The sequence below is a fragment of the Paenibacillus sp. FSL L8-0333 genome (assembly GCF_037965665.1).
Taxonomy (GTDB): domain Bacteria; phylum Bacillota; class Bacilli; order Paenibacillales; family Paenibacillaceae; genus Paenibacillus_AQ; species Paenibacillus_AQ odorifer.
The window spans coordinates 5,229,076-5,254,428 of sequence record NZ_CP150186.1; the positions used below are offsets into that span (position 1 = coordinate 5,229,076).

Annotated in this window: 22 protein-coding genes and 1 other RNA gene; 2 read left to right on the forward strand and 21 right to left on the reverse strand. The window is 45.9% G+C overall.

The features are described 5' to 3' along the window. Window positions 1-30: 30 nt before the first annotated feature. From NYE72_RS23415 to NYE72_RS23425, 3 genes are all read right to left on the reverse strand, one after another. Window positions 31-441, reverse strand: a complete 411-nt coding sequence (locus NYE72_RS23415) for a hypothetical protein (RefSeq protein WP_339210545.1) — start codon at window positions 439-441, stop codon at window positions 31-33. A 12-nt stretch (window positions 442-453) separates the two neighbouring features. Beyond that, on the reverse strand, window positions 454-675 hold the full coding sequence (locus tag NYE72_RS23420; RefSeq protein ID WP_036683762.1) for a DUF1540 domain-containing protein: 222 nt from the start codon (window positions 673-675) through the stop codon (window positions 454-456). 165 nt (window positions 676-840) lie between these two features. Continuing rightward, the gene (locus tag NYE72_RS23425; protein WP_036683764.1) at window positions 841-1,338 is read right to left on the reverse strand and encodes a YpuI family protein; all 498 of its coding nucleotides are present in this window, start codon (window positions 1,336-1,338) and stop codon (window positions 841-843) included. Between the two features lie 316 nt (window positions 1,339-1,654). Here NYE72_RS23425 and NYE72_RS23430 point away from each other — a divergent pair, with 316 nt between their 5' ends. After that, the gene (locus tag NYE72_RS23430; RefSeq protein ID WP_339210547.1) at window positions 1,655-3,589 is read left to right on the forward strand and encodes a S8 family peptidase; all 1,935 of its coding nucleotides are present in this window, start codon (window positions 1,655-1,657) and stop codon (window positions 3,587-3,589) included. A 5-nt stretch (window positions 3,590-3,594) separates the two neighbouring features. Here NYE72_RS23430 and NYE72_RS23435 read toward each other — a convergent pair whose 3' ends face one another. Continuing rightward, a complete protein-coding gene (locus NYE72_RS23435) occupies window positions 3,595-5,025 on the reverse strand; it encodes a PLP-dependent aminotransferase family protein (protein WP_339210549.1) in 1,431 nt (476 codons plus the stop codon). Window positions 5,026-5,118: 93 nt separating this feature from the next. On the opposite strand from NYE72_RS23435, the gene NYE72_RS23440 reads away from it, so the two are divergent. Continuing rightward, window positions 5,119-6,339 carry a PLP-dependent aminotransferase family protein gene (locus tag NYE72_RS23440; protein WP_076103770.1) on the forward strand — a complete coding sequence of 407 codons (1,221 nt, stop codon included), beginning with the start codon at window positions 5,119-5,121 and terminating at the stop codon, window positions 6,337-6,339. A gap of 1,219 nt (window positions 6,340-7,558) precedes the next feature. Here NYE72_RS23440 and rnpB read toward each other — a convergent pair. The 17 genes from rnpB to NYE72_RS23525 all read right to left on the reverse strand — a co-directional run bounded on the left by rnpB (window position 7,559) and on the right by NYE72_RS23525 (window position 25,353). Beyond that, an RNA gene (gene rnpB / locus NYE72_RS23445) (RNase P RNA component class A) lies at window positions 7,559-7,961 on the reverse strand. Between the two features lie 64 nt (window positions 7,962-8,025). Beyond that, window positions 8,026-9,141 (reverse strand): Nif3-like dinuclear metal center hexameric protein, encoded by a 1,116-nt coding sequence (locus NYE72_RS23450; protein WP_339210551.1) that lies wholly within the window; start codon window positions 9,139-9,141, stop codon window positions 8,026-8,028. After that, window positions 9,117-9,887, reverse strand: coding sequence for a class I SAM-dependent methyltransferase (locus tag NYE72_RS23455; RefSeq protein ID WP_076098591.1), 771 nt, complete (start codon window positions 9,885-9,887; stop codon window positions 9,117-9,119). The genes NYE72_RS23450 and NYE72_RS23455 overlap by 25 nt, the downstream gene beginning before the upstream one ends. A 5-nt stretch (window positions 9,888-9,892) precedes the next feature. Next, window positions 9,893-10,717, reverse strand: a complete 825-nt coding sequence (locus NYE72_RS23460) for a hypothetical protein (protein WP_036683797.1) — start codon at window positions 10,715-10,717, stop codon at window positions 9,893-9,895. Between the two features lie 111 nt (window positions 10,718-10,828). Then, window positions 10,829-11,962 (reverse strand): RNA polymerase sigma factor RpoD, encoded by a 1,134-nt coding sequence (rpoD, locus tag NYE72_RS23465; protein WP_036683799.1) that lies wholly within the window; start codon window positions 11,960-11,962, stop codon window positions 10,829-10,831. A 40-nt stretch (window positions 11,963-12,002) separates the two neighbouring features. Continuing rightward, window positions 12,003-13,823, reverse strand: coding sequence for a DNA primase (dnaG, locus tag NYE72_RS23470; protein WP_036683805.1), 1,821 nt, complete (start codon window positions 13,821-13,823; stop codon window positions 12,003-12,005). A 45-nt stretch (window positions 13,824-13,868) separates the two neighbouring features. Next, window positions 13,869-14,342 (reverse strand): DUF188 domain-containing protein, encoded by a 474-nt coding sequence (locus NYE72_RS23475; RefSeq protein WP_036683807.1) that lies wholly within the window; start codon window positions 14,340-14,342, stop codon window positions 13,869-13,871. Between the two features lie 162 nt (window positions 14,343-14,504). Then, complete coding sequence (gene glyS / locus NYE72_RS23480; RefSeq protein ID WP_339210553.1) at window positions 14,505-16,580, reverse strand: glycine--tRNA ligase subunit beta; 2,076 nt, start codon at window positions 16,578-16,580, stop codon at window positions 14,505-14,507. Beyond that, window positions 16,573-17,460: a glycine--tRNA ligase subunit alpha gene (gene glyQ, locus NYE72_RS23485; protein WP_036683820.1), complete on the reverse strand. Its 888-nt coding sequence runs from the start codon at window positions 17,458-17,460 to the stop codon at window positions 16,573-16,575. The genes glyS and glyQ overlap by 8 nt, the downstream gene beginning before the upstream one ends. 420 nt (window positions 17,461-17,880) lie before the next feature. Then, the gene (recO, locus tag NYE72_RS23490; protein ID WP_036683821.1) at window positions 17,881-18,636 is read right to left on the reverse strand and encodes a DNA repair protein RecO; all 756 of its coding nucleotides are present in this window, start codon (window positions 18,634-18,636) and stop codon (window positions 17,881-17,883) included. Between the two features lie 36 nt (window positions 18,637-18,672). After that, a complete protein-coding gene (locus NYE72_RS23495; protein ID WP_076098533.1) occupies window positions 18,673-18,816 on the reverse strand; it encodes a YqzL family protein in 144 nt (47 codons plus the stop codon). Window positions 18,817-18,929: 113 nt separating this feature from the next. Beyond that, window positions 18,930-19,823 carry a GTPase Era gene (gene era / locus NYE72_RS23500; RefSeq protein WP_036683823.1) on the reverse strand — a complete coding sequence of 298 codons (894 nt, stop codon included), beginning with the start codon at window positions 19,821-19,823 and terminating at the stop codon, window positions 18,930-18,932. Window positions 19,824-20,497: 674 nt separating this feature from the next. Further along, the gene (locus NYE72_RS23505; protein ID WP_036683825.1) at window positions 20,498-20,917 is read right to left on the reverse strand and encodes a cytidine deaminase; all 420 of its coding nucleotides are present in this window, start codon (window positions 20,915-20,917) and stop codon (window positions 20,498-20,500) included. 305 nt (window positions 20,918-21,222) lie between these two features. Beyond that, window positions 21,223-21,618 carry a diacylglycerol kinase family protein gene (locus tag NYE72_RS23510; protein WP_036683827.1) on the reverse strand — a complete coding sequence of 132 codons (396 nt, stop codon included), beginning with the start codon at window positions 21,616-21,618 and terminating at the stop codon, window positions 21,223-21,225. Then, on the reverse strand, window positions 21,618-22,115 hold the full coding sequence (ybeY, locus tag NYE72_RS23515; RefSeq protein ID WP_076103762.1) for an rRNA maturation RNase YbeY: 498 nt from the start codon (window positions 22,113-22,115) through the stop codon (window positions 21,618-21,620). Before ybeY ends, NYE72_RS23510 begins: the two co-directional genes overlap by 1 nt. After that, window positions 22,112-24,367: an HDIG domain-containing metalloprotein gene (locus NYE72_RS23520; RefSeq protein WP_036683831.1), complete on the reverse strand. Its 2,256-nt coding sequence runs from the start codon at window positions 24,365-24,367 to the stop codon at window positions 22,112-22,114. Before NYE72_RS23520 ends, ybeY begins: the two co-directional genes overlap by 4 nt. Window positions 24,368-24,381: 14 nt before the next feature. Next, window positions 24,382-25,353: a PhoH family protein gene (locus NYE72_RS23525; RefSeq protein ID WP_036683834.1), complete on the reverse strand. Its 972-nt coding sequence runs from the start codon at window positions 25,351-25,353 to the stop codon at window positions 24,382-24,384.

A 25,353-nucleotide genomic window follows, 5' to 3' on the forward strand; every position in this document is an offset into this window, starting at 1 on the left:
CCTGTTTAGATCAAAGCCATTCAGTTCTTTTTAGCGCGCAAAGGGAATCATCACGAAGTAGCTTAGTGTCGCAACAATCCCTAAGCCCATTGCCCATGCCCCAAGCGTTTTTTGCTCTTTGACATAGGAATAATAACCAACTACGGCAGCGATGGGTCCGAGAATAAAGGACCAGATGAACAATGAGGCGATTCCCATCCCCAGTCCAACATACCCCATTATCCGGCTTCCACTATATTCCGCTTCACTGTCCTTGCGCTCTTCCACTATACGCGGGGCATCCCGTACCTGCATTGGAACCGGATTTACCTCAGCAGCGTATTCTTCGCGATGCTCTCTGTCCCGACGAGGATAGTCCACTCTCCGCGGACGAAGAATGACTTTTCTCGGAACGGATTGTTCCCGTGATGAGCTTGATTCATTATCCTTTTCTGTGTCCATTCTGGCGGCCTCCTAAGCGTTCGGCTTAAACGTCAGACAACATGTTGCAGATGATGTACTGGCATGATCGCGGTGACCTTCATTCGTCATTTCTTCAGCATATTCTTCCTTATAACCATTGCCTACGTGCTTATCGATCTCAATGACAATTTCTTCAGCCCGGCATAAATTATGCTCACCCCAATAATGACAATTGCTCACGCTACATTTTACTAATGGTTTTTCACTCGACATAATTATCACCTCGGCTTCATTATGTCCGCTCCATTTACCCGCTATTCGACAGAGTGGTTTCCAGTTGATGTATCGAGACAGGCTTTCAATCCACGCAAAAAAGGACCAGCTCATCGTCATTACAAAATGACAAAGTGCTGATCCCTTTAGATCACTATTTAGAAGTTAAACCTGATTTTGCATACGTTTCTCGGTCAAATAGTCGTTCTCATAATAAATGAGATCATCGCGAAGATCTTCATACGTTTTGGTGATTTCTAGGATGATATCACGTGCGGGACGTACTGGCTTTTTGCGGAAACGGATTGCATCCTGACCAGTATAAGCGTAACGGCCATCTTCAGAATAGCTTTCATTTTTCGGATAAAAGAAGTTGTTCACGCCATAGTGATATACATTATAAAGCGCTTTCTGTGCAAAAGATTCATCGAATGTCGCACGACGCAGCGCAACGCCTAATTTCTCATATGACATTTCCGAGAACACTAATAGATGACGAAGATCGGACAGAAAACCTTGGTAAAATTGTACAGTTTCCTCATCTCCCTCAACTACAAGCTGAGGCAATGCATGCTCATTTAGAAATACTTCCATTTTGTCGATTACCACTTTAAGTTTATCTCTCGTCGATTCACATAATTTCTGCACATTGGCTGCTGACATAGCGGTTGCTCCTCCTTATTATTCCCTGCTCTTGTAGTCAATAAAGTTAATCCTCTGAAAGAAACCGCCCTAAGGACGTATCTCTTTATTCTTGCAATATCAGGATGTGAACACAGAGAAGTCTAACCTTCTGAACAATTATTAAGAACAACATCTAATGAGGTATCTCTTACACAATCAAGAAGACAATTCGAGATACTTATTCTCTCTGATATTATCATAAAAAACGTTAGGAAGGTATCCTTTTCTAAGATGCATAAAAGATACGCTCTCTTCTAAACCTATAGACATTACATTGCATAGAGGAGCGGAAATCATGTCACGAAAAAATCTAACAGTTGCAGGTTTGGTTACAGCAGCTTTTACAGTTGGGTTACTTACCTTTGCCCTGCGGCCTGCCACTAATGGGACGACCAGAGATGCCGCTAAAGTCGCTGTTCAGAATCCGGTTGCAACTTCAGCTTTGCATTCACCTCCAAATCCCTCTCAGGAAAAAACATTAAAGAAAACCTCCTTAGGCCAGGATGTGGAGGCGACAGATCATCTGAATAGAGTCGATGTCAGTAGACATTTAACTAAACTCCTGTCTGAAACAGACGGGATGTCTTCGATTCATGATAAATCAGTGTATGCGAAACGATTGCAGCAAGACCACGGGTTTATCTCCATGCTGATGTGGATCGATTTTCGCACACAAAAGACTGAGACCTTTAAGTCATCTTTTCCAAAAGGAACCGAACAGGAGAACAAGCAGCTTCAAAAATATCTCAATACGGCAAAATCAGCAATCCACGGTCATCAATCCTATGAATCTCCAACGTTTACAATCGGTAAAGAAAAATATTACTTTATCGCTCAGCGGAACAAAGAAAAAAATGTAGGGATTATTGCACTTATCAACCAAAAGGTGCTTGGGCGTGTGGCAGACCATCAGCTGAAGAACCTGCGTCTCATTCCGTATCCTAAGGAAGGCAAATACCATGTGGAATCAGTCCATACCGATAACTTAAAGGACATTACGGTCAAGACAGGCCATGATAACGAAAATGCCAGCCATTTTTATGAGAATGAAATTGTAGTCCGTTTTCAGGGAAATGCTCCGACTCAAGGACAGCTCCAGACGATAGTCGCCGATATCCACTGCAAGCAGCCACGCAAGCTGGGATATGCCTATATCTTTCGCTCTGAGAAGATGACCTACTATCAGCTCAAATCCTATTTCACCAACAAATGGCATCCCGAATATACGGAACCTCACTATATGTATTTAACCAATGATACCATCACTAAAAACGCTGAAGGAACTGTCACTCCTAACGACATGTTATTCTCCACTTACCAATGGAACCTCCCGGCGATTGAAACCGAGCTAGGGTGGAATCTTTCCAAAGGCAGCAAAGAAGTGGTTGTGGCCGTGGTGGATACGGGAGTACAGATTAATCATCCTGATTTACAAGGTAAGCTTTTGACTGGTTATAATGCCATTACCAATGGTTCCACACCCGAGGATGATGTAGGTCACGGTACACATGTATCTGGAATCATTGGCGCACTTGTTAACAACGGGGAAGGTGTAGCTGGCATCAGCTGGTACAATAAGATCCTCCCTGTAAAAGCGCTAGATAACTCAGGTGCCGGAACGACTTATTCCGTAGCAGAAGGTATCATATGGGCAGCTGACAATGGCGCAAAGGTTATTAACTTAAGTTTAGGGAATTATGCCGACTCTCAGTTCCTCCATGATGCGATTAAATACGCCTACGACCGGGACATCGTGCTTGTGTCTGCAGCAGGCAATGATAATACAGAGCGGCCTGGATACCCTGCAGCTTATCCCGAAGTGATTGCAGTGGCTGCTACAAATGCTTCAGGGGAAAAAGCCTCCTTCTCCAACTACGGCGATTATATTGATGTCGCTGCACCCGGAGAAAGCATCGCAAGCACCTATCCGGACAGCCAATATGCCGCTTTATCCGGCACGTCGATGGCCAGTCCCCATGTCGCTGCGCTGGCGGGTTTGGTACGTTCACTGAATCCTAATCTGACGAATAAGGAAGTTATGGACCTTATGACCAAAAACGCTGTTGATCTGGGAACTTCCGGCCATGATAAATATTTTGGCTGGGGTCAGGTCGATATTTATAAAACGCTACAAGCGGCAAGCGGCAATCAAGTCCCATTGCAGCTTTTCCCTCAACATGTACGCCAGCAAATGAATCAATTAAAACAAAGAACAAATAACACCCCTTAACCGTGTCATTGCAAAAACCGGCCAAGTAAGCGCAGAAACCGCTGTAACCCTTCCTCCATTTCCGGTTCCTTCATTTGCGAATAGCAAAGACGGATGTGGCGGGAAGGCGTTTCCGCAGAGTAACAGACATCACCGGGTAAAAAAGAAATGCTCTCCTGCTCCGCCAAGTCATGCAGGCTTGCGATATCAGGAGAAGGGGGCAGCTCCAGCCAGAGATTAAGTCCTCCCTCTGGTAGAATATAGTTCACTCCAGGCGGCGCGTACAGCTTCAGAAGCTTCGCCGCCTTTTCCATACGACCACGGAGTGTAATTCGTAGCTGTGCTGCGTAGGCGTCGTATTTTTCAGCGATGAAGGGTAATACGGCCTTCTGTGTCAGCAAGGGACTTCCAAGGTCACTCGCAGATTTAGCGGCGATCAGCCGGGACAGAATATTTCCTTCTGCGGCTACACAGGCAATTCGGCAACCAGGTGCAAGTACTTTGCTAAAGCTTTTCATATAGACTACATGTCCATCGGGATCCATTGATTTAATCGCCCTAGGTGGAGGTTCATGGAAATATAAATCACTAAATGGGTCATCCTCAACAATGAGGCAACGGTAGCTGCGCGCTAATTCCAGCAGTCGTTGTCTTCTTGTGATGCTCATAGTTACGCCGCTTGGATTTTGAAAAGTAGGGATGGTATAAATTAGCTTTGGGGGTCTTTGATCACACATTTTTGTAAGAATATCCACCCGCATCCCTTCACTATCCGTAGGCACAAAAATCATCTCTGCACCTCGTCCCGCAAAAACATCAATAGCGCCAGTATAGCTAGGCGCCTCAAGATATACTGTATCTCCAGGACCAACAAATGTACGAGCCACCAGATCAATGCCTTGCTGGGTCCCGCTGGTTATCATCAAATCGGAAGAAGTTAGCGAAATCCCACGCGATTTCAAATGTTCTCTCATGACATTCCGCAGCTTAAGATCTCCCTGAAAATTTCCGTAGGTCGCCATAAGCTCCGGTTGCTCTTTGACCAAGGACGCGTAGGTGTCACCAATATCTTGAAGTGGCAGCAGCTCACTGTGGATGGCGGCTATATGAAAGGGATATTTCACTTCCGAAACATCAAAATTCCGCCAAAGCTGAGCCCGCGGCAAATAATCATCATATAAATCCTGCCAGCAACCCTCTTCTTGACGTCTATTATGGGTTGGATCGGCTACAAAGCAGCCTTTACCCTGTCTGCAGTAAATAAGTCCTCGTCTCTCAAGCATATCGTAAGCCTTGCTTACTGTAACCTGACTCACGTTCAATGTTATAGCTAGACTTCTAACGGAGGGCAGCCGGACACCTTGCTGAAGCAGTCCTGATGAGATCCGCTGACTGAGGGTTTCACTGATTTGATGGGGCAGAGTTTTGCTGCCGCTGCGATTCAAATCGATATGCATGAACCCTTCACCTCCACTGTTATATTCAACGCTTTACTGTTATACAGCACTCCTATTATGATAGCATCAAATCGAAAGGTGGAGAACTAATTTATGGATATCAAATACTCAACGGCAGCCAATCATCTAGGGTCATCAGCAGTTCGGGAGATTCTAAAAGTTACACAGGGCAATGACATCATTTCACTTGCAGGCGGGCTGCCTGGGGAGGATTTGTTTCCCTTGGAGGCCGTACGTGATGCCTATAATCGCGTGCTCTCCAGCGACACCTCAGCGCTTCAATATGGGCTTACTGAGGGTTTTACTCCACTACGTGACAAAATCGCTGAAAGGCTTACCCGTCAAGGTATCCCGGTTACAGCCTCTGAGATGGTATTGACTACAGGCTCACAGCAAGCTATAGATCTGTTATGCAAAATATTGCTGGATCCCGGCGATGCAGTTTTTGTGGAAGCGCCCACCTATTTGGCAGCACTACAGGTACTCGGTTCTTACCGGGCTGCTATTCATTCGATACCAAATGATGAACATGGCATTCTGCCGGATCAGTTGGAAGAGCAGATTCGGATACATCGGCCAAAACTGCTATACGCAGTTCCGACCTTCAACAATCCGTCTGGAGCAACCTGGAGTAAAGAACGCCGCGAGAAGGTGGTTGAAATCTGCCGCCGTTACGGTGTTCTTATTCTAGAGGACAATCCCTATGGAGAAATAACCTTTGATGAAGATAAAACTCTATATCCCCCCTCATTAGCCTCCATCGATAGAAGCTTCGGCGGGGATCATTGTGTAGTCTACACAGGGACCTTCTCCAAAATCGTCGCCCCTGCCCTGCGCACCGGCTGGATTATCGGCGATTCTGAACTAATCAAGACCATCGCCAAGGCAAAGCAAGCAGCCGATCTGCATTCCAGCACCATCGACCAGCGTGCTTTAGATGAGCTGCTGTTGCATTTTGATATTGAACAGCATATCCGCCTCATCTCAAAAGAGTATCATTCGCGTATGAAGCTCCTGTCCGCGGAGCTCAGATCACATAACTGGGAAGGAGCACATTTCCTCGAGCCAAGAGGCGGCATGTTCCTATGGCTTACCCTTTCTGAAGAGATTAACACTAAAGAATTACTCCCGCTGGCAGTGGAAAACGGAGTAGCGTTCGTACCCGGAGAGGTATTCTATTCAGCGGAGCCTCACAAAAACAAAATGCGCCTTAACTTCACGCATACGCCACCCGAACTAGTTCCTGCTGCTGTTCAACGTCTAGAGAAAGCATTGGTTCAATGGCAGCAAAATCAAAACATCGTTCGGTCGTGAATAACTGCTCATAATCAATAGCCACGATAGCTAATTAAAACGGCTTCTCCATCCTTTATTGGACGGAGAAGCCATTTTTTGTGAGCAGATTTCTGCGTCTTCACTTTTGCGCATTTGCAGAATGTTACCTTTACGCATTTCTGCAAATCAAATTTTCGCATTTCTACTTTTAGCGTTTTTGCAAATCTCATTTCGCAATTCCACATTTGTGTGTCTACACAGCTCATTTCTGATTTCCACATTTCAGCGTCTCTGTACAGCTCATTTCGTATTTTCACATTCGGCGTTTCTGCACAGCTCGTTTTGCATTTTCACATTCGCGTTTCTGCACATCTCATTTCGCATTTTCACATTCGCGTTTCTACCCTTTGCACATCATATATCCAATTCCCCACATTTCGCTTTCCGCATCACCAATTATCCTCTAGTTACTCAACACATCTACCACTCAATTAACCCCGATTTCACAGCGAAGTTACAGCCAGAGGTTACAATTGATATTTTGCTACTAACTCCAATCTTCCCGCAGAAGATTAGCCAAGCTCCGCATTGTTACAGTTTGCTAGCTACTAATCTAATTCTGGCTTCAAAGTAACTATGGAGTTCTGGAGTTCTGGAGTTCTGGAGTTCTGGAGTTCTGGAGTTCTGGAGTTCTGAGTTCTGGAGTTCTGAGTTCGGGAGTTCGGGAGGTTCGTATCGGACCCCAGCGCTCTTATTTGCATCAATTCCGCTCATTTGGTTTGCTATCGGACTCCATAGTCACTATTGGATTCAAAACGCCCGATATCCACCCTGTTTATGCCGAATAACGGCTCTCCAGTCCGAAACTCCTCCAAAAAGGCATAAAATACACAAATAGCTGCATCTCGGTCCGTTAGCATATCAGCTCATCAGCCCATCAGCCCATCAACCCATCAGCCATCAGCCATCAGCCATCAGCTCATCAACCACCAGTCATCAGCCCATCAGCTCATCAACCACCAGCCACCAGCCATCAACAATCAGCTCATCAACCACCAGTCATCAGCCCATCTGCCGCTAGCAATTCTTTTAAAAAATCCAATTTCTGCATATCACGTTACTAAACACCTGCATTTTCACGCATTCACTGCTTTATATATTTGCCTTATCCGCATTTGTCTGCAACAAAAAAGGCGGCGTAGCCGGGTTACCGGGATACGTCGCCGTTTGTATGGTGTTGTTATTATAACGTTGCAGTTAGGAAAGTTTGCCGTAAGCCGGGTTCTGTGCTCGTCGTGGTTCGATCGGGAACTACCCTCCCACCATAAGCGACAATCATCTATCTAGGCCATACATTACTGCACAGCTCCAGCGACCAACCTAGACGCGCCTCAGGCTAAGGCTGCTTATTCAGCTGCGTCTCATTAGGTCTTGCTCCAGATGGGGTTTACCAGGAACGAAGTCACCAGCGTTCCTCGGGGTCTCTTACACCTCGGTTCCATCCTTGCCTGTGCCGCCCTAAGGCGGCCATCGGCGGTCCATTTCTGTGGCACTATCCTTCAGCTCGCGCCGACTGGACGTTATCCAGCATCCTGCCTTATGGAGCCCGGACTTTCCTCCCGTGACGTCTTCACGTCACCGGCGATTGTCTGTCAAACTTTCCGAACAACATTATATATTATACAGACATCACATGTCTGGCACAAGCATTATTAAATGGCAATTTTATAGGAACTTAAATGGCTCCGTATTCACCTGCGAAGCATGTACAGCTGTATCATACTTATGCTCGGCCAGTTTTCCAGCCATCCACTCCGCTACTTTCTCTTTCATGATCTTCTCCGCATTATGTCCCGGATCAATCAGAGTGATTCCGGCGAGCGCAGCATCCTGTACTGTATGATAATCCAGATCCCCAGTAACCAGAACATCCGCACCGCGGAAAATAGCACTGTTATAATACTTTCCACCCGAGCCACCGAGAACAGCGGCTTTACGAATTGGACGGTCCAAATCACCAACAACCCGTACATGGTCTACCTTCAGACCTTTTTTTACCGTCTCCACGAATTGTCCAAGGGTTGTAGGCTCTTTGAGCTTTCCTACCCGCCCAAGTCCTAAGCTGCGGCCTTTAAGATCCATTGAATACAAATCATAGGCAACCTCTTCATAAGGATGGGCCTTAAGCATAGCCTGCACCACTTTATTGCGGATGGAGTGCGGGACGATCGTCTCAATACGAATTTCCTCGGCACGTTCCATCTTACCTTTTTCCCCGATATAAGGATCCGTGCCTTCTCCTGGAATAAAAGTACCGTATCCCTCGATATTGAAGCTGCAATGACTATAGTTGCCAATTGCCCCTGCTCCAGCATTCAGGATAGCATCCAGAACCTTCTGATGATGATCCTTCGGCACAAATACTACCAGCTTTGATAATTGCTCTGAATGAATGTCTTTGATGGGTACTCCGTTTTCTATGCCAAGAGCTTCCGCCATCCAATCATTCATTCCACCTTCGGTAACATCCAGATTCGTGTGGCTGATGTACACCGCAATGTCATTCTTGATTAATTTTTCATACATTTTGCCCGCCGGTGTGTCTGTCTGGATTCCTTGCAATGGACGGAAAATAATCGCATGATGCGCAATAATCAAATTGCAGCCTAGACGAATCGCTTCTTCAACTACCTCATCATTCACATCTAAAGCAACTAATACATTAGTTATTTCTTTTCGCAGCGTGCCCAGTTGAAGGCCGATTTTGTCCCAATCCTCAGCTAAATGCTTAGGAGCCAGTTGCTCCATATACTGAATTACTGTTTGTCCCTTGGCAAACATTGTAGCACCTCCGTAATTTCCCTGATCTGACCTTGAATCTGTTTCCGTTTATTCTCAGCAGATTCTAGTTCTGAACGTGACAACGATGTTAAAATGCCTTCCAATTTCTGAATCTCACCCTGCCACTTAGCAAAAAACACAGCATTTGGTGCTTGAAGCAACCATGGTCCCATTTGCAGCAAGGCCTCTTGCCCAAGGACCTTAGCGGAATCCCCCAAGGTTAATTCACGATATACACTTTCATTTGTAATTCCAGCGTCCGTATTTTCTGGTACAGCCGTCAATACTTCATATAGCTTCCCGTCTTCTTCCAAAATTCTCTCAGCTACGAGTACCCATTTATTATTTAATAACCAGCGGCGCAAAATATCCTCGCCTACATTCGGCTGAAGCAAAAGGGTTGTAACATCTTTTAGCTTACCTTGGCTTTGACCCCGGTCCAGAATCGCGGCAATTAATGCGCCTCCCATGCCAGCAATCGTGATACAATTGACTTCACCAGGTTCCAGAACCTCAAGGCCGTCTCCTCGGCGCACCGAGATCACCTTCCCTAGTCCAGCCTCTGCAACGCCCTTACAAGCAGCATCAAAGGGACCCGGGTTTACTTCACCTGCAATTGCAAACACAGCCTTACCGCTTTCGACAGCGGCCACAGGAAGCAAGGCATGATCGGAACCGATATCTGCTAATCTGCTTCCTTGCGGAATTTGCTCCAGCAATTGCTGAAGCCGATCTGATAATTTCACATTGTTCATGTTGCCACCCACGTTATCCATTTTTTTCGAAACCCAAACAACAAAGCTAACCCTGCTGCAATCTTTAGGATCAGCATCAATGAAATCCACTGCGGATAATCCTGTCTTAATAAAAGAGCGTCAAGCTCTGGCATGATCCAAAGCGATACTCCCACTGCAAAATAAACACTGGCAACACCCCTTACCTTATGATGCAAAAGCCAGCTTAACCATACCATCAGCACACACAATGGCAGCCATAGGAACTCCAGTTCAAATATAGAGGCTTCCGGGCTTCTTCCACCGAAGAACCCTGCATACAGTAATGCCCAAAAAGCAAAACCACAGTACTGCAACAAACCTATCCGGAGTAAAAATCCCAAAATACACCATAACAAGCCGCAGCACCCAATTAGAATAGGCCTCCAGAGCTGAGGATCCAGATCATGCAAATCAATCAGCCATAGCCCAAAACCAAGCGTTAAAACACTGCCCAGCCCCGCTAGGATAAGACTGATAACATTGTTCCGGTCCTTATAAACGGCGGAGTATCCATAACAAATAATTAATACAGATAGTGCGGTTGCAAGTTGCAAAGGCCAAGGAAAAACGCTAAAATAAAGACTAATCAAGAAAATCAAGGAAATAATTCCAAAAGAAAACAGCCAAATTTTGATGCTTCCCTGCTGTAAATTTCTCAGCGAAATTGGATTGTTATCCTTATTCGCATCCTCATCGTCATACAGATTGGTTAAGAAATCGCAATACTGCTCTGGCAGCAACCGGCTTTTTCTCCAATACTGAATCTCTTTTATAATGATGTCGCGTTTTTCCAAATTCACTGGTTCATCCTTCTTTCCAGATACACAAGGTCAACACATTTTTTACCAGCGTAAATTTCAAATAAAAGAACCTCCTGCCACTGAGCAGCAGAAGGTCCAGTTCATGAAATACTATTCAAGGAAATCCTTAAGCCGTTTACTGCGGCTAGGGTGACGAAGTTTGCGCAATGCTTTGGCTTCGATCTGGCGAATCCGTTCCCGGGTAACACCAAACACCTTGCCGACTTCTTCAAGCGTTCTTGTCCGTCCATCATCAAGGCCAAAACGCAGGCGAAGTACATTCTCTTCACGCTCCGTGAGCGTGTCCAGCACATCCTCCAGTTGTTCCTTCAGGAGTTCATAAGCCGCTGCATCCGCAGGAGCCAATGCTTCCTGATCCTCAATGAAATCTCCCAGATGAGAGTCATCTTCTTCACCAATTGGTGTTTCCAAGGATACAGGTTCTTGGGCAATCTTCATGATCTCTCTAACTTTCTCAACCGTCAGTTCCATCTCAGCCGCAATTTCCTCTGGGGAAGGTTCACGTCCCAGTTCTTGCAGCAATTGGCGAGAAACCCGAATCAGCTTGTTGATCGTTTCCACCATGTGTACAGGAATACGAATGGTACGCGCCTGATCCGCAATCGCACGAGTGATGGCCTGGCGAATCCACCAAGTAGCATACGTACTAAATTTGAATCCCTTATTATGGTCAAATTTCTCTACTGCTTTGATCAGACCCATATTACCTTCCTGAATCAGATCCAGGAACAGCATACCGCGTCCGACATAACGTTTCGCGATACTTACTACGAGACGCAGGTTCGCTTCTGCAAGACGGCGTTTAGCTTCTTCATCGCCATTCTTAATCCGCATAGCAAGCTCAACTTCATCGTCAGCCGACAACAAAGGAACGCGTCCGATTTCTTTTAGATACATACGGACAGGGTCATTAATCTTTATCCCTGGTGGCAGTGACAGATCGTCATCAAAGCTGAAATCATCGCTGTCTTTATCCTCATTATCCTCGCTTGGTCGGAGGCTGTTAACCTCTTCATCGTTCTCGTTTACAACCTCAATTCCCAAATCACTGAGTTGCTCGTAGAACTCCTCCATTTGCTCGGGGTCTTGATCAAACGGCGATAATTTCTCCATAATATCTTTGTAATTTAATGATGATCTTTTCTTACCTTGCTCAATGAGCTGATCCTTCACCTGATCCAAAGTAAATTCTGCTTCCAATTCAGTATGCTGATCGTTCGCCATAATTCGACTCCCTCCTCCCTAGGTACATCCTGTCAACATGTCATTGTCTCTCTAGGGCTATAATCTCACTTGCTATTTGTGCCGCACGCAAAAAGTCACCTGACTTTTCAGCCTGAATCATCTCTTCACGCTTCTGTTCCATTTTGCGTTGCAGTGGGTATTTCCGCACTTCACGAATACAATCATCTAGAACCTGCATATTCCAGTCCGGAGGGGTATCCATCATGGATATTGATGTCGCAGTTTTTTCCAGACGATCATCCTGAAGTGATGATAGAAACCGACTAATGCCGGGTGGTTTGCCTTGCGCGTAATAGGCATATAGATAAGCAGCAATTGCCGCATGATCAACGATGTTGAAATCTTCTCCGAGGCGTTCGCCCACATACGTGGCGGCTTCCGGGTCCTGAATCATAAAGGACAATAGACGCCGTTCCGCGACATGATAAGCGGGTAGTAAGGTCGGTGTCTGCACCTGCCCTTTTTTATGCCTACCATTATTCCACCTTTTGTCGTTATTATCCCCTTCAGGGATGTTTTTTTGCATCGATGCCCTAAGTAAATTACAATCCTGCTTCAAACTATCATATGAAAGTTCGAGTTCAGCAGCGATTTCCTTCAGATAAACCTCTCGCTCTGTTGAGGAATGCAGTGAAGCAATAACTTCTAAGGCTTCCTTGACATAGGCGATTTTGCCATCTTCCTCTAGGAGTATATGGTTTTTTTTCAGATATATAAGCTTAAATTTTATGGATGAAACTGCTGAATCAATAACCTGATCTTTAAATCTTTCTCCTCCATGCTTGGAGATAAATTCATCCGGATCCACCCCGCTTGGCAGTAAGGCGATCTTTACACGCAGGCCGCTGCCTTCAAGCATCGGAATGGCCTTCATGGCTGCTGCTTGTCCCGCCCGGTCACCGTCGTAAGACAGTATAATTTCATCAGCCAGGCTCTTCATAAGTGCCACATGACCCTCCGTCAAGGACGTTCCCATCGTTGCTACGCCGTTATGCACACCCGCTTCCCAGGATGAGATGACATCTCCGTATCCTTCAAACAGGACGATTTGTCGAGTTTTGCGAATGGATGCTTTGGACTGGTGCAAATTGTACAATATCCGGCTTTTGTTAAACAATCTACTCTCCGGAGAATTTAAATACTTAGGTTGACCCTCTCCAAGTATTCTTCCGGCGAATGCGATTACCTTGCCTGTACGGTTGGCAATCGGAAAAATAATCCGGCCACGGAAACGATCCAAATAGCCTTTGCCCTCACCGCGGGCTGACAGAAGTCCGCCTTTCTCCATTTCCGCAAGGTCAAAATTTCGTTTCTCCAAAAACTGCAGCAAAGTATCCCAGCGGTCCGGAGCATATCCGATCTGAAACTGGTCAATCATTTTATCACTGAAGTTCCGGCCTCTTAAATAGTCCATAGCGGCTTTGCCGTGTTCCGTATTCTTCAGCAAGTAATGATAGAACTTTGCCGACCATTCATAAGCTTGAATCAACCGGTCGCGTTCCGGATCAGGGGGAGACATCATACCTCCCTTACCTTCTGGAACGGGAATATCACTTTCTTCAGCCATTATTCTGACAGCTTCGGGGAAGGTTAATCCTTCGATTTCCATCCTAAATTTGATGGCATTTCCACCCATACCGCAGCCAAAGCAATGAAATACTCCCCGGTCGGGGGTAACAGTAAAGGAAGGGGTTTTCTCCGAATGGAACGGGCAGAGGCCCCATAAATATTTCCCCTGCTTGGACAAATGAACAACCTTACCGACTGTATCGACTATATCATGACGCGCAAGCACGCTTTCGATAACCTCTTCCGGAATATTGCCGTGTCCGCTAGCCACTTCAACCACCTTCATCTCTTAACAAATAAATATAATTCGCTATTGCTACACATTCTCCTGCAAAAGTATTAAAAGTTTTGTCAGTTTATGTTGAAAATAAGTTTTTTCTTCTGCCGTTATGGGTTTTGGACCCTTGGAATAATGTCCCCGTCTTCGTTCCACGGCCCTGGCATGTCTTCCCTCCAACATAAAATCCATCTTGGAATTGTCGTATTCCTGACCACGAAATGAAAGCACACTGCATCGTTTACCTAGTGCAAGTGCCGCAAGACCATAATCTTGAGTCAGTACCACATCTCCTGCAGTAATATGATTGGCAATATATAGATCGGCACTCTGATCTCCTCGATCCACCTGCACAACCGTTACACCCTCTTCAGCTTTCAGTGCATGGTCATAAGAAGATACCATAAGTACCGGAACACCAAAGGTGCGACCTACCTCAGCGATCTCTTTTTTGACCGGACAAGCATCCCCATCCACCACTATCGTTCTAGACTGGGACTTCTCCATGATCATCACCAATTTCCCGTGTAATATATATACGCCCTCTCCGCAAGAAATCCTTCTTTCTAAGCATAAATACGGAACGGATGTCAAATGACGCATTGGCACCGTTCCGTATATTTATACCCCAAACCAACATTCTATACCATAAGATTCAAATTTTCTTGATTAAAATTACCAGACAAGCTTCGCGAAATCAGCGAACGACTTGGAGTCAGCATCAATACCAGCAAGCAGAGCCAAACGGTTAGCACGCACTTGCTCGTCCTCAGCCATAACCATAACGGAATCAAAAAATGTTGTAACGGCGTCTTTTAGACCCGAAAGAATCCGAAGTGCTTCTTCGGCATTTTTTGCCGCCATAGCTTTCAGGTAAGGTGTGTGAAGCTCCTGCCATGTATTGAAAAGCTGCAATTCAGCATCTTCTTTAAGTAAAGCAGGATCAATCACTTCACTAGTTGCTTTACTTGCCAAATTACTGACACGAGTAAGCGAATCTACGGTAATCTTGAAATCTGCTTGGTCGGACACAGCAGCCATAAGAGCACGACTTCTGCCCACAACATCTACCACGTCGTCAAAACCAGCCGCTGTTACAGCGTCCACAACATCATAGCGTACATTGTCAGATAAAAGACGTTTTACACGCAGACCGAAGAACTCGTACAGGTTTATACGTAGTTCATCTCCAGAATGTTTCGTATTTCCTGAATTTTCATGAATTTCAATCGCCGCTTCAAAAATTTCGCGCAGCGTAATTGGCAATTTATGCTCAAGCACAATTTGGACAATTCCTGCAGCCTGACGGCGCAGCGCATATGGATCCTGAGATCCTGTCGGGATGATGCCGATGGAGAAGCAGCCAACAATCGTATCGATTTTGTCCGCTATGCTGACAACTGAACCTGCTTCTGTTGAAGGTACAGCATCTCCTGCAAATCGTGGCTGATAATGCTCGAAGATCGCTTTTGCCACAGTTTCAGGCTCGCCTGCTTTACGTGCATAATCTTCACCCATAGTTCCTTGCAGCTCAGGAAATTCATAAACCATTTGTGTGACAAGGTCGAATTTACAAATATCCGCAGTGCGACTTACTTCGGACACAGCAGTAGCTGACAGTCCAAGCTTCACAGCCAGACGATCAGAGATTTGGCGAATACGGCGCACCTTATCCCCTACGCTGCCCAAATCTTCATGGTAAACAATGTTCTCAAGCTTGGCTAACGCATCGTCAATCTTCATTTTTTGATCTTCTTGATAGAAGAATTTGGCATCTGATAGACGAGCACGAAGCACTTTTTCATTTCCCTTAGCGATAACATCCAAGGATTCTGCATTCCCGTTACGTACCGTTACGAAGAATGGCAGCAGTTTGCCAGCTGCATCAAAAACAGGGAAATAACGCTGATGCTCACGCATCGAGGTAATCAGCACATCCTGAGGAATCTCTAAGAAAGATGGATCAAAGGTTCCAAAGAGCACGGTTGGTGTTTCTACCAAGAACAGTACTTCTTCCAAAAGATCTTCTTTAATCGCAATTGTCCAGCTTTTCTCTTCAGCCAATTTGTTGATTTGATCCAGGATGAGCGTTTCCCGTTCCTTCACATCCACAAGTACATGCTGCGCACGCATGCTCTCCACATATTGTGCAGGCTCCGAAATTACAGTCTCTGTACCGAGAAAACGATGTCCACGGCTCACATTACCCGCTTTTACGTCCGTAATTTCCAAATCAATGATCTCTTTACCAAAAAGAGCAACCATCCAGCGAATCGGACGAACGAATTTAAAATCGTAAGCTCCCCAGCGCATATTCTTCGGGAAAGTCATCGCATTTACAATACCCAGAAGTCCTTCTGTGAGCAAAGAAGCAGTCTCTACACCCGCACTATTTTTTGTGGCATAAATATATTCCACGCCAGCTAGCTCTTTAAATGTAAATTGCTCTGGAGATACACCCTGACTGCGGGCAAATCCTAGTGCAGCTTTACTCCAGTCGCCGTTTGCATCCAACGCGATTTTGCGTGAAGGTCCTTTGACCTCTTCGCTAATATCCTCTTGCTTCTCAGCCGCGTCCTTAACAAATACAGCGAGACGACGCGGGGTAGCATATGCAGTAACTCCAGCATGGTTTATACGTGCAGAATCCAACCACTTGGACATTCTATCCTGCAGCTGTTCCATCGCAGCACGGATAAAACGTGCAGGAATTTCCTCCAGACCGATCTCAAACAGGATATCTTTAGACACGGTCAGCACCTTCTTTCTTCAGCAGCGGGAAGCCAAGCTTCTCGCGTTCCTCAAGATATGTTGCCGCTACGGAGCGGGCAAGATTACGCACACGGGTAATAAATCCAGTCCGTTCAGTTACACTAATTGCTCCACGTGCATCGAGTAGATTAAAGCTATGTGAGCATTTCAACACATAATCGTAGGCTGGGAACACAAGATGTTTCTCCATCGCTCTACGCGCTTCCTCTTCATACATGTTGAACAGCGAGAATAACATTTTTACATCCGATACTTCAAAAGTGTAGGTAGAATGCTCAAACTCCGGCTGATGAAAAACATCACCATAAGTCATACCGCTTACCCATTCAAGATCGAACACATTTTCTTTATCCTGAATGTAAGAGGCTAAGCGCTCCATACCGTAAGTGATTTCTACAGCAACAGGATTCGCTTCGATGCCACCTACCTGCTGGAAGTAAGTAAACTGAGTGATCTCCATACCGTCCAGCCATACTTCCCATCCCAGACCTGCACAGCCCAGCGACGGATTCTCCCAGTTATCCTCTACAAAACGGATGTCATGCAAGAGCGGATCAATACCGAGTGCTTTCAAGCTATCCAAATAGATCTCTTGAATGTTATCTGGTGAGGGTTTGATGATTACTTGAAATTGGTGATGCTGATACAGACGGTTCGGGTTCTCTCCATAACGACCATCGGAGGGACGACGTGAAGGCTCTACGTAAGCCACTCTCCAAGGCTCAGGACCTAGCGAGCGTAAAAAAGTCATAGGGTTCATCGTGCCGGCGCCTTTTTCTGTGTCATAAGGCTGTACGATGATACAGTTCTGTTCAGCCCAGAACTGCTGCAGTGTCAAAATCATCTGCTGGAAGTTCATAATACCGTCTCCTTCGCTTTACAAGTTTTTTACAACAGCTTGCCTAAAACTTTCTACCATGGAGGCGGCACTTTTAGCTCCTGACAGCAACAAAAAGCCCCCGCCCCCATGCCTGATTAACAGACATAGGGACGAGAGCTTAACTTATTCTCCCGCGGTTCCACCCTACTTGATTTCATACCTTGTATGAGCAAGTTTGCTGCCAAGACAAGAACGAAATCCACTTTCACTCGCCGCATCCGTACTCCCGGGTGCCATGTTCATGAACGTTGTCCCGCCAGGCTTCCACTGCCCCCAGCTCGCTGAATAACGACAATACAGTCCACTACTTTCCCGATCAATGCACGCCTCTCCCCAATTGGAGCATAACGACGATCATATAATAAACTGATCCTATAGTAACGGAAAAATCAGTTTTCGTCAAATCTTGTACTTGTCGAGCTGGTCTAGGAAACTTTGTGACTTCAGCTTTAATCCGAGTTGCACATCCATAAAGGCCCGCATAATTTTTTTCAGCTCATCCCGGCTGCTTTCCTTTACATCCACATTGCCTAGTCTAGTTAGGTCAAGTCTGGCGAATAATCGCAGCAGCTTCAACGCACGAGCAGAGACCTCCATGGCTGGAGGGTCATTATGTTTACAACTGCGGCACAGTGCTCCACCAAGGCGAGGGCTGACCAGCAGTTGATCATCCGGCTTCTCGGCACCACAAATTACACAAGAATCGAATTCAGGACCATAACCGGCTGCCTGTAAGATTTTCATTTCAAAGACATTTATGATAACGCCGGGTTCCTTGTCCTCTTCAAGTGCATTAAGACAGGCCGTAAGCTGGCGAAACCAGAAGCTTCCCGTTTCCTCATCATGCAGAACACGATCAAGCAGTTCACACGCATAAGACGCATAAGCAGCTTTGATCAAATCCTCACGGAGCGGATGGTGAGACTTCGTAATTTCGCCAGAATTCAGTGTCCCAAGTCCTCCATTATTTCTAAAAAAAACAAATTCCCCAACGGTGAACAGTTGGATCAATGCAGCATGGCGGCTTTTGACCTTCTTTGCGCCACGCACCAGAACCCCTACTTTTCCCGCGTTCTCGGTGCAAAGCGTAATAATTGCGTTCCCCTCGCCGTAGTCCATGCTGCGGATGACGATCCCTTCCACCCTGTGTAGCATGCCTCTTCCCCCAACCATTCGGCAAGCAACCAGTCCTTATTGCGCTTCTTCATCACAGGCCTTCTCTTCCTCCACTAGCTGTAATCCACTATCTTCAAGCGGATGGCCAGCTTCCTTATACAGCAGGTAAGCATCGACGTCTCCTGTCATTGCAAAATACTTCCACGAAAAGTTTCGCATTCGTATTCATCCTTTCTTGGGAAAGACGATGTCTCTTATCAAGAATTAGGATGGTGCGATGGAGCAGGTTCTATCCTTGCAATTCCTACCAAACGAGGAATAACGGAATTAACTTAAAGGTCTTTATGGAAGCCCAAATCCCGCAGAACGCGGTCCTGATTGCGCCAATCTTTTTTCACTTTTACCCATAGCTCCAGAAAAATCTTCGAACCCAGCAGGTTCTCAATATCTGTCCGAGCCCGTCTGCCGACCTCTTTCAGCATTGCCCCTTGCTTGCCGATAATAATTCCCTTTTGGGAATCACGCTCAACAAAAATAACAGCTGAAACATGTACTACTCCATTAGGCTCAACCTTCATATCTTCGATGGCTACAGCAATAGAGTGCGGCACTTCTTCACGAGTCAAATGCAGAATTTTCTCCCGGATTAATTCCGCGCAGACAAATTGCTCGGGGTGATCCGTGATTTGATCTTCCGGATAATACTGAGGGCCTTCCGGCAAGTACTTGGCAACCTGCTCTAACAGCGTGTTAACATTGCTGCCCATCTTCGCAGAAATCGGAATAATTTCGGCAAAATCATGCAGCTTGTTATATTGGGCCATAAGCGGGAGCAAAGCTTCCGGCTCTATTTTATCGATCTTGTTGAGCACCAGAATCACCGGTGTCTTCAGACCATTTAATTGCTCGGCAATGTAACGGTCTCCACCGCCCAAGCCCTCTGACGCATCCACAAGGAATAACACAGCTTCTACTTCACCCAGTGTACTCATTGCAGTCTGGTTCATGTAGTCGCCTAGCTTGGACTGTCTTTTATGAATCCCCGGTGTGTCCAGGAATACGATTTGTGAAGTGTTTGTTGTGTAAACACCATGAATTTTGTTTCTGGTTGTCTGTGGCTTATCCGACATGATGGCAATCTTCTGGCCAATGACCTGATTCATGAGTGTTGATTTACCTACGTTTGGTCTGCCGATAATTGCGACAAAGCCTGATTTGAATTTCATATTATCTTCCTTCCATACTTACCTTCTAGTTCAATCTTTTTCAATCATTCAATCTTTTTTTAAAAGCTTTTTCGCTCCCCCTGAATCTCCCTCAGCCAAGGGGGACCCCAAGGGCCGCGACCCTCTGGACACCCGAAAATAGGCGTACCCGCAACGTTCGACGGGATTAGAGGGACGGTTGTGCATGAGCGCTTTTGTCCCCTGTTGGGGACACGCTTCACTGTCGCTTATTAACACGGTTCGCATTAAGCTCACCATGGAGAAAAATTACTGAGATGCAGCTTACAAGCAGGGTTTCAAGTTACGATGGGCAAAGAATCGCTGGCGGCTTTTGCCGCGGCGCTTACCTCGTAATATTACTCTAATAACACATAGTTTGCACCAGTTTAGCCTAACTTGGTAGAACTAGAACACTTTTAATTGTATTTTGTACAACTAATTTTAGTTTGAGTTTATGTTTTGGTGCTTTAGTTGTATTCTGTGCAATTAAATCCTGTCTTAAGAGCCTAATATGGACTTTATCATAAATTTAATTGTACTATCTGCAACTAAATTCATTTTTGTGGGAAAGAGTAGCAATTTAACTGTACATTGTGCAATTAAAGTAGCAACCTTCGTCTAACTATGCCTAATTTGCCTTTATACGGGCACAGGCATTAAATCAAAACCTCATTTTATTCTGAAGCTTGTCCTTGCTTTAGATCTACGGGACCAAAAGCGCCTGGAAGCAATTCTCCCACCGTAGTCTCAACGATATCACCCTTCATGTTTCCAAGAATAACCTTCATATCTGGTGAACACAACTCAATCATTACTTGCCGGCACACACCGCAAGGTGAAACGGGGCCGTCAGAGTCAGCTACTACGGCAATTGCTTTAAAAGAACCAACAGCATGTCCATCCGCAATCGCACGGAATAATGCTGTCCGTTCCGCACAGTTGGTTGGGCCAAAAGCAGCATTTTCCACATTACAGCCGTGGTGAATATGACCATCCTGATCAAGAAGGGCAGCTCCCACTCCGAATCGGGAATATGGAATGTAAGCTTTAGCTCGTGCTTTAATCGCCTCTTGCATAAGAAGAGTAGAATCCATATTTTGTCCTCCTAAAGTTTTGTGAGTATTGACTTCGTTGATTTTTCTTCGCACAAAACTCACTTCGTAAGCATACGCTCTGTTTTGTTTATCGTAACTTCCTGTTATCACTTCAACAAAACTCACTTCGTAAACATCTAATTAGTTTCGTTTATCGTTATTTTCTCAGCATGCACTAAATTTTATCAGCGTACTTCATGAGATATATTCGGGTACATAACTCACTTCAAAATTATTCAGTAACGAAAGAGGCGGAATCGCAAAACGCGGGTCCGCCTCTCCCCTGAATTGATTTTGTATCCTGATTATGACATAAGTCCGCTAATCCAGTCCATCACAGGCTGGTAAAAAACATAGATCCCGACTAAGACAGCAAACACCGCCGTGAGAAGCACAGCTCCTGCGGCGGTATCTTTTGCTCTCTTAGCCAGTGGATGAATCTCTGGCGAGATCAGATCAACCGTCGCTTCAATTGCCGTATTGAGCAGTTCGGCAGTTAGGACAAGCGTGATCGAGAACAGCAGCAACATCCAACTGGCCAGCGGAAGTCTGAACACGGCAGCGGCAACTAGCACAACCACCGCTAAACAGCAATGCACCTTCATGTTAAGCTCGGATTTGAATGCCGACACTAAGCCTTGCGATGCAAACCGAAAAGAGTGCCAGAACTTCTTGTGCCCTACCGCCGTGTTCTTCACCATTAGCGCGTCAACCCAACCTGAGATAGTACTTTTTCTTGCTTGGACATCATTTCTGCTTCTGAGGTTTCATCCTGATGATCATATCCTAACAAATGCAGAAATCCGTGAACAAAAAGAAAACCAAGCTCTCGTTCCAGTGAATGACCGTATTCCAGCGCCTGCTCCTGCGCACGAGTTACGGAAATGATTATATCCCCAAGTACGTCTGGAACATCTTCCAGCGCCTCGCCTTCCTCTACCTCGTATATAATGTCCAGCTCGTCCTCTCCGCTTTCATTCATAGCAAAAGAAAGCACGTCCGTCGGACGGTCAATTCCCCGATATTCTAAATTCAACTCATGTATACGAGCGTTATCGACAAAAGTAAGAGCTACCTCGCCCCGATCGATCCCTTCCGCTTCACCTGCTTTTTGCAAAATACTCTCCAGCAGCGTAATGAGATCGTCCTTTATCTCGTATTCTTCTTGCTCGTTATCCCAAACGATCTCCAAACTCATGGGTTAGGTGCCCCTTCCTCTTTTTTCGGCTTACGCACATCTTCTGGGTATTCGATCCGTGAATGGAAAATTCCCATAACCGTCTCCTTCAGAGTCCGTGCAATAATATCCAATTCTTTAATCGTCAAATCACATTCGTCAAACTGATGATCATCCAGTCGACTTTTAATAATCTTCTCAATCATCGTTTCCACCTGCAGAACAGTTGGCTTACGCAATGATCTCACTGCAGCCTCGACACTGTCGGCAATCCCCACAACGGCTGCTTCCTTCGACTGGGCTTTCGGTCCAGGATAACGGAAATCTTCCTCGGTAAAATCAGCCTCGACACCTTTTTCTTCAGCCAGCTTCAGTGCCTTATGGTAAAAATAATGCAGGAACGTTGTTCCATGATGCTGCTCAGCAATGTCACGGATTGGTTTTGGCAGCTTATATTCTCGTTGCATTTCCACCCCGTCACGGGCGTGGGCAACGATGATAGATTTACTAAGCTTCGGTTCAATAGAGTCATGTGGATTTTCCATATTATTCTGATTCTCGATAAAATAAAACGGACGTTTTGTTTTGCCGATATCATGATAATACGATCCTACCCGGCATAATAAGCCATCTGCTCCAATTGCTTCCGCGGCAGCCTCCGACAGGTTACCTACCATTACACTGTGGTGATAGGTTCCCGGGGTTTCGGTAAGCAGCTTGCGCAGCAGCGGGTGGTTTGGATTAGACAATTCTACCAGCTTCAATGCTGATAGAATACCAAAGGTTGCTTCGAAGAAAGGCATTAGCCCAATCACAAGCACAGCCGTCAATAGACCCCCTGCAAAAGCAAAACCAACCGAATACAAGGTACCTACCTCTTTCCATGCCCCTCCGCCTAACAGTATCTGCATAAAAACTGTCAGACAGCCAAAAAGCGATACCATAATCCCGCCTTTAAGGAGCGTGGAGCGTTGACCCGCACGGTGAGTCGCAAAGATAGCCACGTAAGAAACCACGATGGCAAAGAAACCAAAGTTAAAATCAAAGATTGAGTTCTGCTGCACATTCAAAATAACACTCGCCAGTACACTGAATAGAATGGAGCAGAAATAGGCCAAAGGCATGTCCAGAAGCATTGCAATTAACATTGCGCCTATCGCCACTGGTGCCAGGAATCCGATATAAGATCGAACATCGGTCTGCAAAACAGCGGCCAGCCGCATAGAGATAATAGTTATAACAAATACAAGCACCAGCATCAATAGCTGAGAATTGTTGTACTTAAAGCCTGAGGTACCGCCAGAATAACGAATGAACGCAAGCAAACCGACGGAGAGCATCGCAGAGAGAATCAATAGGCCTAATTGGGGCCAGTAATTCACCTCATTGCTTAGTAGGCCATTCTCATCCAAAAGAGTGTAGAGCTCTGGAGTAATTAACTGCCCCTTAGCAACAAGCGTGTCCCCTTGCTCGATGAATACATCAGGTGTGTTCTCCCGAGCTTGTACCTTCGCTTCCTTGGTGGCATCCTCATCGTAGAACTTGTTACTTGTGATCACAAGACGTACAAGCTCCTGAACAACCTCACGCGCTGTACGCTGGCTTAGAGAACTAATACTGACCTGTTCCGCTACCTTGGCGCGAGCAGTCTGCGCATCCGTAATCTGATCATTCATCAGCCTAGTTACAATATCTCGGGCGACAGGCTTCATCTCGATAATGTCCTGAGAGGTCAGGCGCGGAATCTTAATGTAAGTCTCTTCCGGAATGACATAGGTCTGCTCTTTGATGACAGATTGCATTTCATCCAGAAGGTGATCTGAATAAGTAGCGCTGCCTCGATTGGAAGCTACGAAATTCAAGATGAAGTCGCTGGCTCTCTGCGGAATCTCATCACGATAAATCCCCGTCTTATCGCTTTGCGAAATCAGATCATCCTGATTGAGGCGATCTATCCGGTCCAGCAGTGAGGTCACAAGGTTGTCCGCCCTCATCGGGATAATTTTGTACTTGGGAGATACGCTTTCAGCCGCTTCCTCAGCCGCCTTTAACGTAGCTTTGGTGTCCTTAATTTGTTTCGGTGCCGTTATTTCCTTTGCACTGTAAGTATTCTCTTTAATATCATATTTCTTAGGTAGCAATTCTGGCGACAAGCTGAAGTAGAACACTAGTCCGAGTAACAGGAAAAGAGCATAGCGTGTCACTGCGCTATACTTCCATCCGTTGTTCGTATATACAAATCCGCTTAATTTAGATGGTTGCTTTGAAGCCATGAAGACAATCCCCTTTATTGGAGGTTTTCGGCAGAGCGGTCATAGGCAACGATAATTTTCTGCACCAGGGAATGCCGTACAACATCCTGTTCCGCGAAGTAGACAAAGCCAAGTTCTTCTATGCCGGATAAAATCGCTTTGGCTTCAATCAAACCGGATTTCTTGCCGCGGGGCAGGTCAATCTGGGTAACGTCACCTGTAATCACCATTTTGGACCCGAAGCCGAGTCGAGTCAGGAACATTTTCATTTGCTCAGGTGTGGTATTCTGTGCTTCATCCAGGATGATAAATGAATCATCCAGTGTACGTCCGCGCATATAAGCCAGCGGAGCAATCTCAATCAATCCCCGTTCAAGCGCCTTAGCCACCTGATCGGGTCCCATAACGTCGTATAACGCATCATAAAGCGGACGCAGATATGGATCTACCTTTTCTTGCAAATCCCCTGGAAGGAATCCTAGACTCTCTCCTGCTTCTACTGCGGGACGCGTAAGAACAATACGCTTAACCGAACCCTCTTTCAGTGCCGTAACTGCAAGCACCACTGCCAAGTAGGTCTTCCCCGTTCCTGCAGGACCGATTCCGAATACAATATCACGCTTCTTGATCGTTGTCACATAATGCTTCTGGCCGACCGTTTTGACACGGATAGGCTTTCCGCGAAAAGTTGTAGTAATTTCTCCTTTGAACAAATCGAGCAATTGATCAGCACGAAAATCTTTCGCCAGTTCCACAGCGTACTGCACATCACGTTCAGTAAGTATGTAACCGCTACGAATGAGGGACAGTAGCACATTAAACAATTGCCCCAGCATGTCTACTTCCCGCTCAGCTCCACGAATCGTTAGCTCAGCTTCACGCGAATCAATAATGGCGGGAATTTCACTCTCGATGATTTTTAAGAATCCATCCTGCGGGCCAAACAGCGATTGCGCTTCTCCCGCATTTTGCAAAGATATACGAATGCTTGCAGTCTGTTCTGACAA

What these genes read in the sequence shown, in the direction of transcription:
- NYE72_RS23475 (WP_036683807.1), bottom strand. Translation starts at nt 14,342, where the DNA reads ATGATCATGGAGAAGTCCCAGTCTAGAACGATAGTGGTGGATGGGGAT.
- NYE72_RS23440 (WP_076103770.1), top strand. Translation starts at nt 5,119, where the DNA reads ATGGATATCAAATACTCAACGGCAGCCAATCATCTAGGGTCATCAGCA.
- NYE72_RS23510 (WP_036683827.1), bottom strand. Translation starts at nt 21,618, where the DNA reads ATGGTGAAGAACACGGCGGTAGGGCACAAGAAGTTCTGGCACTCTTTT.
- NYE72_RS23450 (WP_339210551.1), bottom strand. Translation starts at nt 9,141, where the DNA reads ATGTTTGCCAAGGGACAAACAGTAATTCAGTATATGGAGCAACTGGCT.
- NYE72_RS23420 (WP_036683762.1), bottom strand. Translation starts at nt 675, where the DNA reads ATGTCGAGTGAAAAACCATTAGTAAAATGTAGCGTGAGCAATTGTCAT.
- recO (WP_036683821.1), bottom strand. Translation starts at nt 18,636, where the DNA reads ATGCTACACAGGGTGGAAGGGATCGTCATCCGCAGCATGGACTACGGC.
- ybeY (WP_076103762.1), bottom strand. Translation starts at nt 22,115, where the DNA reads ATGAGTTTGGAGATCGTTTGGGATAACGAGCAAGAAGAATACGAGATA.
- NYE72_RS23415 (WP_339210545.1), bottom strand. Translation starts at nt 441, where the DNA reads ATGGACACAGAAAAGGATAATGAATCAAGCTCATCACGGGAACAATCC.
- rpoD (WP_036683799.1), bottom strand. Translation starts at nt 11,962, where the DNA reads ATGGCGAACGATCAGCATACTGAATTGGAAGCAGAATTTACTTTGGAT.
- NYE72_RS23520 (WP_036683831.1), bottom strand. Translation starts at nt 24,367, where the DNA reads ATGGCTTCAAAGCAACCATCTAAATTAAGCGGATTTGTATATACGAAC.
- era (WP_036683823.1), bottom strand. Translation starts at nt 19,823, where the DNA reads ATGAAATTCAAATCAGGCTTTGTCGCAATTATCGGCAGACCAAACGTA.
- NYE72_RS23430 (WP_339210547.1), top strand. Translation starts at nt 1,655, where the DNA reads ATGTCACGAAAAAATCTAACAGTTGCAGGTTTGGTTACAGCAGCTTTT.
- glyQ (WP_036683820.1), bottom strand. Translation starts at nt 17,460, where the DNA reads ATGAACTTCCAGCAGATGATTTTGACACTGCAGCAGTTCTGGGCTGAA.
- NYE72_RS23495 (WP_076098533.1), bottom strand. Translation starts at nt 18,816, where the DNA reads ATGCGAAACTTTTCGTGGAAGTATTTTGCAATGACAGGAGACGTCGAT.
- NYE72_RS23505 (WP_036683825.1), bottom strand. Translation starts at nt 20,917, where the DNA reads ATGGATTCTACTCTTCTTATGCAAGAGGCGATTAAAGCACGAGCTAAA.
- NYE72_RS23435 (WP_339210549.1), bottom strand. Translation starts at nt 5,025, where the DNA reads ATGCATATCGATTTGAATCGCAGCGGCAGCAAAACTCTGCCCCATCAA.
- NYE72_RS23425 (WP_036683764.1), bottom strand. Translation starts at nt 1,338, where the DNA reads ATGTCAGCAGCCAATGTGCAGAAATTATGTGAATCGACGAGAGATAAA.